At 57.2% G+C, this 15,084-nt stretch carries 14 protein-coding genes; all 14 read left to right on the top strand.

Annotation, left to right across the window (positions count from 1 at the left end):
- Positions 1-52 precede the first annotated feature (52 nt).
- The 14 genes from ACR0BI_RS13160 to ACR0BI_RS13095 all read left to right on the top strand — a co-directional run bounded on the left by ACR0BI_RS13160 (position 53) and on the right by ACR0BI_RS13095 (position 15,083).
- Positions 53-868 carry a pseudouridine synthase gene (locus tag ACR0BI_RS13160; RefSeq protein ID WP_480814335.1) on the top strand — a complete coding sequence of 272 codons (816 nt, stop codon included), beginning with the start codon at positions 53-55 and terminating at the stop codon, positions 866-868.
- 175 nt (positions 869-1,043) lie between these two features.
- A complete protein-coding gene (locus tag ACR0BI_RS13155) occupies positions 1,044-1,958 on the top strand; it encodes a 5-bromo-4-chloroindolyl phosphate hydrolysis family protein (protein WP_223116816.1) in 915 nt (304 codons plus the stop codon).
- Between the two features lie 29 nt (positions 1,959-1,987).
- Positions 1,988-3,178: a toxic anion resistance protein gene (locus ACR0BI_RS13150; protein WP_170392243.1), complete on the top strand. Its 1,191-nt coding sequence runs from the start codon at positions 1,988-1,990 to the stop codon at positions 3,176-3,178.
- Complete coding sequence (locus tag ACR0BI_RS13145) at positions 3,178-4,149, top strand: DUF2927 domain-containing protein (RefSeq protein WP_170609448.1); 972 nt, start codon at positions 3,178-3,180, stop codon at positions 4,147-4,149. Before ACR0BI_RS13150 ends, ACR0BI_RS13145 begins: the two co-directional genes overlap by 1 nt.
- A gap of 22 nt (positions 4,150-4,171) precedes the next feature.
- Positions 4,172-5,320: an SPFH domain-containing protein gene (locus tag ACR0BI_RS13140; protein ID WP_170563990.1), complete on the top strand. Its 1,149-nt coding sequence runs from the start codon at positions 4,172-4,174 to the stop codon at positions 5,318-5,320.
- A 35-nt stretch (positions 5,321-5,355) separates the two neighbouring features.
- A complete protein-coding gene (locus tag ACR0BI_RS13135; protein ID WP_170392249.1) occupies positions 5,356-6,447 on the top strand; it encodes a TFIIB-type zinc finger domain-containing protein in 1,092 nt (363 codons plus the stop codon).
- A 63-nt stretch (positions 6,448-6,510) separates the two neighbouring features.
- A complete protein-coding gene (locus ACR0BI_RS13130) occupies positions 6,511-7,179 on the top strand; it encodes a nitroreductase (protein WP_170401643.1) in 669 nt (222 codons plus the stop codon).
- A 22-nt stretch (positions 7,180-7,201) separates the two neighbouring features.
- Positions 7,202-7,639, top strand: a complete 438-nt coding sequence (dtd, locus tag ACR0BI_RS13125) for a D-aminoacyl-tRNA deacylase (protein ID WP_480562406.1) — start codon at positions 7,202-7,204, stop codon at positions 7,637-7,639.
- Positions 7,639-8,742 carry a DUF4147 domain-containing protein gene (locus ACR0BI_RS13120; protein ID WP_170661879.1) on the top strand — a complete coding sequence of 368 codons (1,104 nt, stop codon included), beginning with the start codon at positions 7,639-7,641 and terminating at the stop codon, positions 8,740-8,742. The genes dtd and ACR0BI_RS13120 overlap by 1 nt, the downstream gene beginning before the upstream one ends.
- Positions 8,743-9,076: 334 nt before the next feature.
- A complete protein-coding gene (locus tag ACR0BI_RS13115) occupies positions 9,077-10,663 on the top strand; it encodes an ABC transporter substrate-binding protein (protein ID WP_170392257.1) in 1,587 nt (528 codons plus the stop codon).
- 15 nt (positions 10,664-10,678) lie between these two features.
- Complete coding sequence (locus ACR0BI_RS13110; protein ID WP_170392259.1) at positions 10,679-11,635, top strand: ABC transporter permease; 957 nt, start codon at positions 10,679-10,681, stop codon at positions 11,633-11,635.
- Entirely contained in the window at positions 11,635-12,450 is an 816-nt protein-coding gene (locus ACR0BI_RS13105; RefSeq protein ID WP_170402849.1) for an ABC transporter permease, read from the top strand. The genes ACR0BI_RS13110 and ACR0BI_RS13105 overlap by 1 nt, the downstream gene beginning before the upstream one ends.
- Positions 12,447-14,084: an ABC transporter ATP-binding protein gene (locus ACR0BI_RS13100; protein WP_480562407.1), complete on the top strand. Its 1,638-nt coding sequence runs from the start codon at positions 12,447-12,449 to the stop codon at positions 14,082-14,084. Before ACR0BI_RS13105 ends, ACR0BI_RS13100 begins: the two co-directional genes overlap by 4 nt.
- 162 nt (positions 14,085-14,246) lie before the next feature.
- Positions 14,247-15,083 carry an alkaline phosphatase family protein gene (locus ACR0BI_RS13095; protein ID WP_480562408.1) on the top strand — a complete coding sequence of 279 codons (837 nt, stop codon included), beginning with the start codon at positions 14,247-14,249 and terminating at the stop codon, positions 15,081-15,083.
- Position 15,084: the final 1 nt, after the last annotated feature.

Genomic DNA, 15,084 nt, shown 5'->3' with positions numbered 1-15,084 from the left:
TGCCTCAGAAACCCGTCTTTCGCAAGCCGCCGGGATGGGTTATGGCCGGAGGATGACCAATACCCCTCCTCCCGGCGACCGGATCGCCAAAGTGCTGGCCCGCGCCGGTGTCGCCTCGCGCCGCGAAGCTGAACGCATGATCGAAGCCGGACGTGTGACCGTGAATGGCAAGGCGATCAACAGCCCTGCGCTGAACGTAACCGCCAAGGACAGGATTACCGTCGATGGTAAACCAGTATCCGAGCCCGAGCCATCACGCCTGTGGCTCTATCACAAGCCACCGGGACTGGTGACGACGGCGCGTGACGAAAAAGGCCGCAAGACGATTTTTGACGACCTGCCCGAGGATATGCCCCGGGTCATGAGCGTCGGGCGACTCGATCTGAACTCGGAAGGATTGCTGCTGCTGACTAATGATGGCGGCATCAAGCGCAAGCTGGAACTGCCCTCAACTGGATGGCTACGCAAATACCGGGTGCGGGTAAATGGACGCCCCAAAGACGAAGATTTCGAACCGCTGCGCAAAGGCCTGGTAATCGATGGTGAGCGGTTTCAGCCCATGACCGTGACACTGGACCGGCAACAGGGCGCGAACGCTTGGCTGACCATCGGCCTGCGCGAAGGCAAAAATCGCGAAATCCGCCGCGCTATCGAAGATATCGGTTATGTGGTGAACAGGCTTTTGCGGGTTTCTTACGGCCCATTCCAACTGGGCAACCTGAAACCCGGCGAGGTTGAAGAAATCCGCCGCCGTGTCATGCGCGACCAACTGGGGCTGGATGCTGAGGATAGCGGAATACCCCCGGCCAAACGCCATGCTCGACCGCAGCGCAAAAGACCAGCAATCGGCAAGAAACCTCGCAAGTGACGCGGGTTATTCAACCTTCCCCCTAGCGCCAAGCCCTCGTATCGCCTAAATTTTCCCTGATGGTCACAGTTGGGGGGCGCCATGTCCGGGACCGGAGTACAAAAATTGGCCTATGCGGCCCTGTTGGTGCTGTTGTTCGGCGTCTGCACCGGTCTGTTGGGGGGCCTGTAGCGAAATGGCCAAACGGTACGGCGGCAAATTCAGCCCAGAAGGCGATGTTTCCTCGCAGGATCAGCCATCGCGTGGCCAATTCGATGGTGCCCGTGTCGAACCGGCAGGTGCACGCGCGAACATCCTGTTTGTCCCGGCGATACCACTGGTGTTTCTGTCTCTGAACGATGGCGCGATCGGAATGACCATAGGCCTGGTTGCGGCAGGGCTACTGACCGCTGCCGCGTTTCTGCTGCGCGAAGGTTTAAGGGCCGAATCCGCTTACAACGCCCGCCGCACCGCACGCAGACCTGCGTTTCCCCGCAAGATATTTTCCAGCGTTCTGACCGGTTTGGGGGCGGCGCTAGCCTCATACCGGACCGAATTTCTGGACGCCGAAACAGCATCACAGGTAAGCCTGCTGGCCCCCATCCTGTTTGGCGCCGCTGCAACGGTTCTACATTCGGTTTCCTTCGGCCTCGACCCAATGAAGGACAAAGGAATGGAGGGTGTCGACACCTTCCAGCAGGACCGTGTCGCACGCGTGGTCGAGGACGCCGAAACCCATCTGACCCAAATGACAGATGCAATAAAACGCGCAGGTGACCGCCGGATCGAAGCGCGGGTCGAACGCTTTCAGGATACAGCCCGCGATCTGTTTCGCACGGTCGAGGAAGACCCGCGCGATCTGGCTAGTGCCCGAAAATACCTGACGGTTTATTTGCAGGGCGCGCGCGATGCGACGGTGAAGTTTTCGGACGTCTATGCACGGACGCGTGATGCGCAGGCGCTGGCGGACTATTCGGCGTTGCTGGACGATCTTGAACAGAATTTCGCGGCGCGGACGCGAAAGATGCTATTGGATGACCGCAGTGATCTGACGGTTGAAATTGATGTGCTGCGCGACAGGCTGCAGCGCGAAGGCGTCCGGTTGGACTGACCGGCTTTTATGTAAGCGAGGATTACCCCATGTCCGATGAGATCAAGAACAAGGCAGTCGAGGCTGAAACGCTGGTGCAGGAAGTCACCGCCGTCGCTCTCCCCGAGCCGCAGGCCGAGATTGTCCCGCTGGAAGAGGCCGACGAACCGGTTGGTGCCGAGATCCGCAAGCGGATGGGCGAGATCGACATGGGCGACACAAACTCGATCGTGTCCTTTGGGTCTTCAGCACAGGCAGAATTGCAAGAGATCAGTCAGGCGATGCTGGCCGATGTCCGCAACAAGGATGTGGGCCCGGCGGGTGACAGCCTTCGCAACATCGTAACAACGATCCGCGGATTCTCAGTCAGCGAACTGGATGTACGTCGCGAGCGTAGCTGGTGGGAAAAACTACTGGGCCGCGCTGCGCCCTTTGCCAAGTTCACAGCGCAGTATGAAGACGTTCAAAGCCAGATCGACCGGATCACTGATGATCTTCTGGGGCATGAGCATACACTGCTGAAAGATATCAAGTCTTTGGATCTGCTGTACGAAAAAACGCTGGAGTTCTACGACGAACTCGCACTGTACATCGCAGCGGGAGAGGAGAAGCTGACCGAGCTGGACAGCCACGACATTCCTGAAAAAGAGGCCGAGGTTCAGGCCGCGCCCGAAGACCAACAGGTGATGAAAGCGCAGGAATTGCGCGACTTGCGTGCCGCGCGCGATGATCTGGAACGCCGGGTCCACGACCTGAAGCTTACCCGTCAGGTGACGATGCAATCGCTGCCCTCCATCCGTCTGGTGCAGGAAAATGACAAGTCACTGGTGACCAAGATCAACTCGACCCTCGTCAACACAGTACCGCTCTGGGAAACCCAGCTGGCACAAGCTGTCACCATACAGCGCAGTGCCGAGGCCGCCGCTGCCGTACGTGATGCCAATGATCTGACCAATGAATTGCTGACCTCGAACGCCGCCAACTTGCGCGAATCCAACAAAATGATCCGCGAAGAGATGGAGCGTGGCGTCTTCGATATCGAAGCCGTCAAACAAGCCAATGCAGACCTGATCGGCACCATCAACGAAAGCCTCGCCATTGCAGACGAAGGCAAGGCCAAACGCGCCGCAGCCGAGGAAGAACTGAAGAAGATGGAGGCCGAATTGCGCGACACGCTCGCCTCGGCCAAGGCGCGACAGGACGGGATCGGCGACAATGCCGGAACGGCTGTTCCCGGATAATGGAAACAGCGGGCGTGCGGCCATTTCATCGCGCTAAGATTGCAGTATTGGGCTTGTCGCTGCTGGCATTTGCTGGCTGCGATGAGGCATTGACGACGACGATCGCTCCTGAACCTCAACCTGCCCAGCCGCAAGGCCTGAGCAATGCATATCAAGCGCCCTCACCAGCGAGCCTTGATCTCGCGCGATACTATGAAAGCGTACAAAATAACCTGCTGACGCGCGGGTTGCTGAGAACCGATGGCGGTGGCCCTGATACGCCCTATGATGCCGATGATCTGGCTCGGAACTTTGAGACCATAGCGTTTTATAATGAATATCCGGGGCAAGCCGTTGCCAGCGGCAGCAGTCGCACCAGCCGACAGCTTAGTCGCTGGTCGTCGCCGGTTCGCATAAAGCCCGAGTTTGGTCCATCGGTTGCACCTGAAGTCCGCCAGCAAGAGGCCGCCCGAATTGACGCCTACGCCAACCGCTTGTCGCGGCTCACTGGACACCCGGTCTCAACCACCACCCGGAATGCAAATTTCCACGTCTTCGTGGCGGGTGAAGATGATACCGCTTATGTGCAAGCCCGGCTGCGACAACTGATCCCGGGCATAGGGCAGGCACAACTTGACCTCTTCGACAAACTGCCACGCTCTTTCTATTGCTTTGTATTCGCTTCGGCGTCGAACAGCGCGCCACAGACATATACCCGGGCTGTTGCCCTGATCCGGGCGGAACATCCCGATCTGGTGCGCCTGAGTTGCGTCCACGAAGAGATCGCTCAGGGATTGGGGCTGCCGAATGACAGCCCGTCTGCCCGGCCATCAATCTTCAACGATGACGACGAGTTCGCCCTGCTCACAAGCCATGATGAAAAACTACTAACCATTCTATACGACCCGCGCCTCAAGCCAGGCATGACAGCTGACGAAGCGCGGCCAGTGGTCCGTATCATTGCACGCGAATTGATGGGGCAGTCGCTCTGACCCCGAAGACAGGAGAAATCCAATGGGAATTTTTGATTTTCTGACCGGTGAATTCATAGATGTCATCCACTGGGTCGACGATACGCGCGACACCATGGTCTGGCGGTTCGAGCGTGAAGGACACGAGATCAAATACGGCGCCAAGCTGACCGTGCGCGAAGGTCAAGCGGCGGTCTTTGTGCATGAGGGTCAGTTGGCGGATGTCTTCACCCCAGGTCTCTACATGCTTGAGACAAACAACATGCCGATCATGACGACGCTGCAGCATTGGGATCACGGCTTTCAGTCTCCGTTCAAGTCCGAGATCTATTTCGTCAACACGACCCGTTTCAATGACCTGAAATGGGGCACGAAAAACCCGATCATGCTGCGCGATCCTGAGTTCGGTCCAACGCGCATCCGGGCATTTGGCACCTATACGGTGCGGGTCAAGGACCCGGCGAAATTCCTGGTCGAAATCGTCGGTACCGATGGTGAATTCACCATGGACGAGATCAGCTTTCAGATCAGAAACATCATCGTGCAGGAATTCAGCCGCGTCATCGCAGGCTCGGGCATTCCAGTTCTCGATATGGCGGCGAACACGGCCGATCTGGGCAAACTGATTGCCGCCGAGGTGTCACCGGTGCTGGACGGATATGGTTTGAGCATGCCCGAGTTCTACATCGAGAACATCTCGCTGCCACCAGCGGTCGAGGCCGCGCTGGACAAACGCACATCGATGGGGTTGGCGGGCGATCTGGGCAAGTTCACGCAGTATTCCGCAGCCGAAGCGATGACTGCGGCAGCCAACAACCCTGGCCAGGGTGGCGGCATGGGCGCGGGTCTTGGCATGGGAATGGGCATGGCGATGGCGCAGCAGATGTCGAACATGGCAGCGGGTCAGCCGAGCGGCCCTTGGGGCGGTTCCGCCCCCGCTGCCCCGCAGGCCTCGGCGCCTGCGGCACCCCCGCCCCCTCCGCCCGTCGAGCATGTATGGCATATCGCAGTGGATGGTCAGACCAGCGGGCCGTTTTCCAAGGCCAAGATGGGCCGAATGGCGACCGATGGTGAGATAACGCGCGAGACCCACGTTTGGACCGCCGGACAGGACGGTTGGAAGAAGGCAGGCGACGTGCAGGAACTGGCACAGCTGTTCACGATCCTGCCTCCGCCGCCTCCGGGCGCGTGAACTGACATTTGGTAACCTGATTTCGAGGTTCTGTCATGGCGAAAGACGAACACCGTTTCCCCTGCGACCAATGCGGGGCGGATTATCGGTTCAATCCCGGTGACGGAACGCTGACTTGCGATCATTGTGGCAACACCAGAACGATCGGTGCTGGCCCATGGGGTGGTGCAAGTCTGCGAGAGCTGGATTTCGACGCCGCCATCGCGGATCGCTTGCCTGACAGCGAGATTGAAGAAACCCGTGTTCTGACCTGTCCGAACTGCGCGGCTCAGGTTGAGTTTGATCCGAACACCCATGCTGCGGAGTGCCCGTTCTGTGCCACTCCGGTTGTGACCGATACAGGCGTTAGCCGCCATATCAAACCTCGAGGAGTGTTGCCCTTTGCACTGGATGAACGCTCGGCCCACAAGGCAATGGGGGATTGGCTGGGCCGACTGTGGTTTGCACCCAACGGGTTGAAGGAATACGCCCGAAAGGGACGCAAGATGCAGGGCATTTATGTCCCGTATTGGACCTTCGACGCTGATACCAAGTCGAGTTATCGTGGGGAACGCGGTGTGGTGTATTACGAAACTCGCACTGTGATGCGTGATGGAAAGCGCGTGCAGCAACAGGTTCCCAAAGTGCGCTGGACGCCAAAATCCGGACGGGTTGCACGGTTCTTTGACGATGTTCTGGTGTTGGCATCACAATCGCTGCCCAAATCCTATACCGATGCGCTGGAGCCATGGGACTTGCCTGCGCTTGAACCGTATCAGCCGGAATATCTGGCCGGTTTCCGCGCCGAGGCATACACGGTCGAACTGCGAGAAGGTTATCAAGAGGCCCGCGCGCACATGGCACGGGTGATCGAGCGTGACGTGCGGTTCGATATCGGAGGCGATCGTCAGCGCATTCACGCTGTCGACACCGAAGTGCGAGATGTCACATTCAAACACATCCTTTTGCCGGTTTGGATGGCGGCCTACAAATACCGCGGCCAGACCTATCGTTTTGTGGTCAATGGCCGGACCGGCCGCGTTCAGGGTGAGCGTCCCTGGTCCGCAATCAAGATTACGATCGCCGTGGTTCTGGGCCTTCTCGTTGCGGCCGGCGTCGGGTATCTGGTGGCAACTGGACAGCAATAACGCTGATAAACAGAGCACGCTCATGGAACCTACTCCTCGGCATGCCTGAAAGGAGATGTTGAATTGCACCTTGACGCTCTGAACGCGCTCTTGGCCGATCGTTTTTCTTGCCGTGCCTTTCGCACGGACCTGGTGCCTCGCGAACAGATTGAACAGATCGTCGCCAGTGCTGCGCGTGTTCCAAGCTGGTGCAACGCGCAACCCTGGCAGGTCGTCATCACCAGCGGGGCCGAGACAGACCATTTTCGGGACGCGTTGCAACACGAAGCCTCGCACGTTGCGCCCGCTCCGGACCTACCCTTTCCAACCGGCTATTCCGGTGTTTATCAAGAGCGCCGTCGCGCCTGTGGCTGGGCCCTCTACAAAGCGGTTGGCATCGAAAAAGGTGATCGCAGGGCCTCGGCGCAACAGATGATGGAAAACTATGCTCTGTTCGGCGCCCCACATTGCGCCATACTGTCCAGCCCGGCTGAACTGGGCCCTTACGGCGCGATGGATTGTGGTGGCTTCGTGACCGCATTTTCACTGGCGGCGCAGGCCCTGGGTGTGGCTTGTATCCCGCAGGCAGCGGTAGCGGCACATGGCGCATTTCTTCACCGTTATTTCGGGATATCAGAAGATCGCTTGATTCTGTGCGCGATTTCGTTCGGATATGCGGATATGGATCACCCGGCGAACGCGTTCAGAACGGAACGTGCCGCGCTGGATGAAGTGATCGATTGGCACGAATAGCAATAAAATACAGGACCTGCAGATGCGCGCCTTACTTCAAAGAATTTCCAGTGCCTCGGTCAAAGTCGATGGATCAGTGATCGGGCGATCGGGCCCCGGATTGATGATTCTGGTTTGTGCGATGCAGGGGGATGGAGAGACACAAGCTGATCAATTGGCTGAAAAGATCGCAAAGCTTCGTATCTTCAAGGACGACGCGGGAAAGATGAACCGGTCGATATTGGATATTGAGGGCTCGGCCCTAGTGGTCAGCCAGTTCACCTTGGCAGCTGACACATCGCGTGGAAACAGGCCTGGGTTTTCCGGGGCCGCCCCGGCGGCTGAGGGCGAACACCTCTACGAGGCGTTTGTACACAACCTTTCATCGCGGGGCATTCCGGTTGAGACAGGTGCGTTCGGAGCTGACATGGCGGTAGAGTTGGTCGATGACGGACCAGTCACAATTTGGATGGAAAGCTGATGCAGAGTTCGCAACAGGCACAGGACATTTGGCGCGCAGGTGTGGCGGCGGTTGATGGATATCGCGCAACGCTGGAGGCCACTCAGGCGATCGAAGCCCCAGATCAGATATTGGCCGTTGGAAAAGCCGCAGGTGCCATGGCCCGTGCCGCCGTCGAACGGTTTGGCCCAATGCCCACTCTGGTGGTTACCAAGGATGGCCATGGCCACGACCTGCCTGAGCATATTGTGGTGATTGAAGCTGCACACCCGGTTCCCGATGCCCGCAGTCTGAAGGGTGGGCAGGCATTGCGCGAAACGGTTGAGGCGATGAAACCCGACAGCAAACTGCTTCTGCTAGTTTCGGGAGGGGCTTCTTCGCTTGCCGAGGACCTCGTGGCCGGTACGACATTGGATGATCTTGAGGCCCTCAACCAAAGACTGCTGAGTGAAGGTCTCGACATCGGTGCAATGAACACGGAACGGCGCAAGCTGTCCCGGATCAAGGGTGGCGGTTTGTTGTCGGCATTCTCGGGGAAAAGCGTGATCGTTCTGGCGATCTCCGACGTCCCGGGTGATGATCTGGGCGTTATTGGCTCCGGTATCGGATCATTGCCCGAAAAACCGGAGTTTTCTGCCCACACCGCTATAATCGCATCAAATGCACACGCGCGTGACGCCGCAGCATTTGCGGCCGAGAACTCAGGCATCAAGGTCCTCGACAACGAAGAAGCGATGCACGATGACTATCTCTCGGTTGCAGCTAAATTAGGAGATCGGCTGCGGAATATGCCCAAGGGCGCCATGGTATTTGGCGGCGAACCAACCGTGGTCCTACCTGATGCGCCAGGGCGCGGTGGGCGCAATCAGGCCCTTGCTCTGGCACTCGCGCGCGAAATCGCAGGGCAATCTGATTTGACCGTCATCGTCGGAGGAACAGATGGCACCGACGGGCCAACAGATGCAGCAGGCGCCATCGTTACCGGTGACACTTGGTCTGATAAGGCGCAAGCGTATCTGGACAATGCAGATAGCGGCAGTTTCCTCGACAAGGCGGGGGCGCTGTTGGTCACGGGACCCACAGGCACAAACGTAATGGATCTGATTGTTGCAATAAAAAACTGATCCCAGACCCTGACCCCGCCCATCCGAAAAACCCACCAGATAGAATCACTTAAAGGCCGGAATGGCGTTTGATCTGTGGAACGAAAGTTCATGCTAAACTGACCAGGCAACTATCGGATAATTTGTTCAGGTCAGAGTAAGTAGTTAGGAATAAGGGGTTTTGGATTTCCAAAGGCTCATAACAAGATCAACTGGCGCGATCAAAGGCGGAACCTCCCCATTATTTCAAGAGATTTGCACTTGCCCGCTGCCCTGAATTGCACCTAAGTTGACTCATGCGTCAATAAAAAGCCCACCAACGGGCTGAACATCCTATCAACTGGGAGAAATCTGGATGAACGAACAACTCACTCACATGTCAAAGCAGGTCACAGCTGGAAAGCTGACCCGCCGTGAATTCATGGGTAAAGCAGCGGCACTGGGTGTCTCGGCCGCAATGGCAAGCACTATGTTTGCCGATGCCGCACGTGCCGCTGGTCCGAAAAAGGGCGGCGATCTGAAATTCGGTTTGCAGGGTGGTGAATCGACCAACTCACTTGATCCGGCAACCTACGCAAGCTCAGTCCCGTTCCAGAACGGCAAGCAGTTCGGAGACCAACTGGTCGAAGTGGCGCCCGACGGAACCATCGAACCGCGCCTTGCTGAAAGCGTCGAAGGAAGTGCAGACGCCAAAGTTTGGACGTTCAAGCTGCGTCAAGGGGTCGAGTTCCACAACGGCAAGACCATGACCAGCGAAGACGTGCTGAAAACTATGCAGCGCCACTCGAACGAGGATTCCAAATCAGGTGCCTTGGGCATCATGAAAGGCATCGAGTCGATGAAGGCCGATGGAGACAATTTCCAGGTCACACTGACCGAGCCGAACGCCGACCTGCCGTATCTGATGGCCGACTATCACCTCATCATTCAGCCCGATGGCGGCATGGATAATCCTGCGGCAGGTATCGGCACCGGCCCGTACAAACTAGAAGTGGACGAACCCGGCGTCCGCCACTTGTTCACCAAGAACGAAAACCACTGGAACAGCGATTTCGGCAATTTTGACAGCGTAGAAGTTGTTGTGATCAACGATGCGACGGCACGGACCGCTGCACTGCAGTCCGGACAGGTCCACGCCGTCAACCGCGTTGAACCCAAAGTTGCCGACCTGTTGGGCCGTGCGCCTAACCTGACGGTGCATTCAACCGCTGGTCGCGGTCACTATGTCTTCATCATGCATTGCGACACGGCTCCGTTTGATAACAATGAACTGCGCACCGCACTGAAGTACGCCATCAACCGAGCGGAATTGGTTGACAAAGTTCTGCGCGGCTATGGCTCGATCGGGAATGATATGCCGATCAATTCAGCCTATCCATTGTTTGATGAAACCATCGAACAGCGCGAATTCAGCGTTGAAAAGGCTGCAGAGCACTATAAGAAATCTGGACATGATGGCTCTCCGATTATTTTGCGCGTTGCCGATGGTGCGTTCCCAGGTGCTGTAGATGCTGCTGCTCTGTTCCAGCAGACTGCTGCACAGGCTGGAATTCCGCTTGAAATCAAGCGTGAGCCCAATGATGGCTACTGGTCCGAGGTTTGGAACGTTCAACCCTTCTGTGCGTCTTACTGGGGCGGCCGTCCGGTTCAGGACCAGATGTACTCGACTGCGTATCTGTCGACCGCAGACTGGAATGACACGAGGTTTAAGGTTCAGGCGTTTGACGACTTATTGTTTGCAGCAAAGGCGGAACTCGACCCTGAGAAACGCAAAGCCATCTATAGCCAGATGGGTCAAATGGTCCGCAACGAAGGCGGCCTGATCTGCCCGATGTTCAACGACTTTGTCGAAGGCGTCAGCAACCAGTTGGATGGCTGGGAATCTGACCCAACGCAAGAGATGATGAACGGCAACATATCCCGCAAAATGTGGTTCGTCTAAAACGGGCTACGGATAATGCATCCCATCATCAAATTGGTTTCCCAGCGCCTGGCGCTGGGACTCCTTTTGCTGCTCGGCGCTTCGGCCCTGATTTTCGGCCTAACCGAAGCCCTACCCGGAGACGCCGCGCAAGCCGTCCTGGGGCAGTCCGCAACTCCAGAGGCCTTGGCAAACCTACGCGAAGAAATGGGCCTGAACCGGCCTGCCCTTACACGCTATTTCGAGTGGTTGGGCGGCATACTTCAGGGTGACCTGGGTCAATCCCTGACCAACAAACTTGATATCTCCGAGAGTATTGGAAAACGCCTTGGGAACACTCTGTTCCTGGCTTGCGTGGCAGCAATAGTTTCCGTACCGCTTGCAATCTTTCTGGGGCTGCTTGCCGTGCGGTTCCGCAATCGCTGGCCCGACAAACTGATTTCAGCCATCACCCTGACGACGGTTTCGATCCCCGAGTTTCTGATCGGTTATGTGGTGATCTACTATATCTCAGTGAAATTGGGGTGGTTCTCGTCGCTTGCGATGATCAATGATTCTATGTCGTTTGGACAAAAGTTGAATGCAATCGCACTGCCTGCCTTTGTTCTGACGCTGGTCGTGCTGGCGCAGATGATGCGCATGACGCGCGCGGCCATTCTGAACCTCATGCAATCGGCCTATATCGAAACCGCTGAATTGAAAGGCCTCAGCACATTTCAGGTTATTGCCCGCCATGCCTTTCCTAACGCGATTTCACCGATCGTGAACGTCGTCATGCTGAACCTGGCCTATTTGGTCGTGGGTGTTGTCGTGGTCGAGGTTGTGTTCGTCTATCCCGGTATGGGGCAATACCTTGTGGATGCCGTGACCAAACGTGATGTGCCGGTTGTTCTGGCCTGCGGCGTGGTGTTTGCGGCCGTTTATATCGGTCTGAACATGGTTGCAGATATCGTGTCGATCCTTGCCAACCCAAGACTGAGGCATCCGAAATGATAAAGAACATTCCTCTTTCGGCTCTGATTGGCCTTATCTTCACCTTCGCTTATTTCTTCGTGGCGATCGCCGCCCCGTTGATTGCACCCTATGGAATGGCAGAAGTCGTCGGCGACGTCTGGGAGCCGAGCAGCCCAGAACATCTGCTAGGCACTGACAATATCGGTCGCGATCTGCTGACCCGCATGATCTATGGCGGGCGCACGACAATCTTCATCGCGGCAGCGGCGACGCTGCTCAGCTTTCTGACCGGTACGTCGCTGGGCTTGCTGGCTGCTGTACTGGGCGGATGGGCTGATCAGGCGCTCAGCCGTACGGTGGATCTGATCATGTCAATCCCGACTCTGATCCTGGCACTGGTCATTCTGGCCATCGTTCCGGTGACCGTCCCGATCCTAATCCTTGTTATGGGCTTACTGGATGCCACCCGCCCGTATCGCCTATCGCGATCTGTAGCGGTGGACATCAACGTGATGGACTATGTTGAAGCCGCCAAGCTGCGCGGCGAAGGGCGCGCCTGGATCATCTTCCGGGAAATCCTGCCCAATGCGCTGTCGCCGCTTGTGGCCGAATTCGGGCTACGGTTCATCTTCATGGTTCTGTTCATCTCGACCCTGTCGTTCCTGGGACTGGGCGTCCAGCCACCGCTGGCTGACTGGGGCGGTATCGTGAAGGAAAACAAGGATGGCATCGTCTATGGCATCGGCGCAGCGCTTTATCCCGCTGTGGCCATTGCGACGCTGGCCATCTCGGTCAACCTGGTGGCTGACTGGGTCCTGAATCGTACCACATCGTTGAAAGGAGGCCGGGGATGAGTGATATCCTTCTCAAGGTCCGCGACCTCAAAATCGGCGCGACCGTCTATCCGCCGGGTGAAAAGCCCCATGACATCGAGATCGTGCACGGGGTCAGCTTTGACCTCGCTCCAGGCAAGGTGCTGGGTCTGATCGGCGAATCCGGGGCCGGCAAATCTACCATCGGTCTGGCCTCGATGGCCTATGGCCGTGGCGGTGTGAAAATCACCGGGGGCGAGGTTTGGGTAAACGGGCGTGATATCCTCAAGACATCTCATGGGGACATCCGCAAACTGCGCGGTGGTGAGGTAACATATGTTTCCCAATCCGCCGCCGCATCGTTCAACCCCGCAAAGAAGATCATGGATCAAGTGGTCGAGGCCGCAGTTGAGCAGAAGAAGTTTTCGCGCAAAGAGGCTGAATCCCGCGCGCGTGAGCTTTTTGCCAAGCTGGGTCTGCCCGACCCTGACAATATCGGTGATCGTTACCCGCACCAGGTTTCGGGCGGACAGCTGCAGCGCTGTATGACGGCGCTGGCGCTTTGCCCTGAGCCTGATCTGGTGGTTTTTGACGAACCTACCACGGCACTGGACGTGACTACCCAAATCGATGTGCTGATGGCCATCAAAGACGCCATTCGCGACTCGGGCGTTGCCGCCTTGTATATCACCCATGATCTGGCAGTTGTGGCCCAGGTCAGTGATGACATCATGGTGCTGCGGATGGGCGATACGGTCGAATACGGAAATACCGACCAGATCATCAACCGCCCGCAAGAAGAGTACACACAGGCGCTGGTTTCGGTCCGCTCAATCGAGCACGAAGAGAAAAAACCAACTCCTGAACCCGTGCTGAGCGTCGATGGTATCACCGCGCGCTACAAAGGCTTGAATTTCGACGTGCTGCATAATGTCAACGTCGAGCTTCATCCGGGCCAGACACTGGCGGTTGTGGGTGAATCCGGGTCGGGTAAGTCTACGCTGGCACGGGTCATCACCGGGCTTCTTCCACCCCGTGATGGTGAGATTACCTTTGCGGGCCGCAAGCTCAGCTCTGATCTGAAAGGCCGCACGCGTGAAGACCTGCGTGAGCTGCAAATGATCTACCAGATGGCCGACGTGGCAATGAACCCGCGTCAGACCGTCGGTACGATTATCGGCCGCCCACTCGAGTTCTACTTCAACATGCGCGGCGCCGAGAAACGCAAGCGGATCATCGAGTTGCTGGATGAGATCGAACTGGGCGAGAAGTTCATCGATCGTTATCCGGCGGAACTGTCGGGTGGTCAAAAACAGCGTGTCTGTATCGCGCGATCACTGGCGGCCAAGCCAAAGATGATCATCTGTGATGAGGTCACCTCGGCGCTCGACCCGCTGGTCGCGGACGGTATCCTCAAGCTGCTGCTGGATCTGCAAAAGATCGAGGATGTGGCATACCTGTTCATCACCCACGATCTGGCGACAGTCCGTGCGATCAGCGATAGTATCGCGGTGATGTACCAGGGTCGGGTGGTTCGCTACGGTCCCAAGAGCCAGGTGCTAAGCCCTCCATTCGACGACTATACAGACTTGCTGCTTAGCTCGGTGCCTGAGATGCATCTTGGCTGGCTGGAAGAGGTTGTCGCTCACCGCAAAATGGAGAGCGCGGGGAACTGATCCGCACCCTTCTCAAAGAAACACCGAAGACCATTCAAATTCCCGGCGCTTTGAACACAAGCAGACGTCGGGATTTTGCTATTTGGGGCGCAAATGCGCAGCCATAGCCGGACGAATCTCATAGGTTCGCCGGAACGAATACTCAGAAACAAGGGCCGGAACATGGACCGCAAACTGCTATTGATCATCCTCGACGGCGTCCCCTGGCGCAACTTTCGTCGACTGTTTGGCAATCTTGAAGGGTGGGTCGACAGCGGTGCTGCCCGGGTTTGGAAACTTCGCTCTGTACTGCCTTCGACCTCTGCCAGTTGCTATGCGTCGATCCATACCGGCGTTACACCGCAAGAGCATGGCTGTACAGGCAACGGCAACGTCTTCCGACTAAGCCACAAGGACGTGTTCAGTCAGGTGCGTGAGGCAGGTGGCATAACCGGCGCGGTCACCCACAGCTATTGGTCTCAATTCTTCAATCGCCACCCATTCGACTACGTCCGCGACGTTGAATATGACGAGCCCGACAGCCTGACCATCAACCATGGTCGATTTCATTCGATGACGGGATACGGCAAAGCGAACCAGATGACGCCCAGTGATGTCGATCTGTTTGCCTTGCTGACCAATCTGTGTCTGCGCTTTGGGCTGGATTATGGCATCCTGCACACTTGCACACTGGACAGCATGGGGCATCGTTTCTTCCACGATTGCGCCGAGATGGACCATGCCTGTTTTGTCATGGACGAAATGCTGGCCCCGTTCATTCCGCGCTGGCAGCAGTTGGGCTATGACGTCATCGTGACGGCTGATCATGGACAAGACGAACGTGGCCATCACGGAGGGCGCAGCCCGTTGCAGCAGGAAACAGCGCTTTACTACTTTGGAGAGGCCAAAGGCCCTGATCCCGATACCGTGATAGACCAGCTACAGCTTGCACCAACCATACTTCAGCGCATGGGCGCACCGGTGGCGGATACGATGAAAGCCAAGCCGTTCCTGACCTGAC

The sequence above is a fragment of the Ruegeria sp. E5 genome (genome assembly GCF_056534105.1).
The sequence above is the reverse complement of the archived record's forward strand: the minus strand, read 5'-3'. Positions and strand labels throughout refer to the sequence as shown.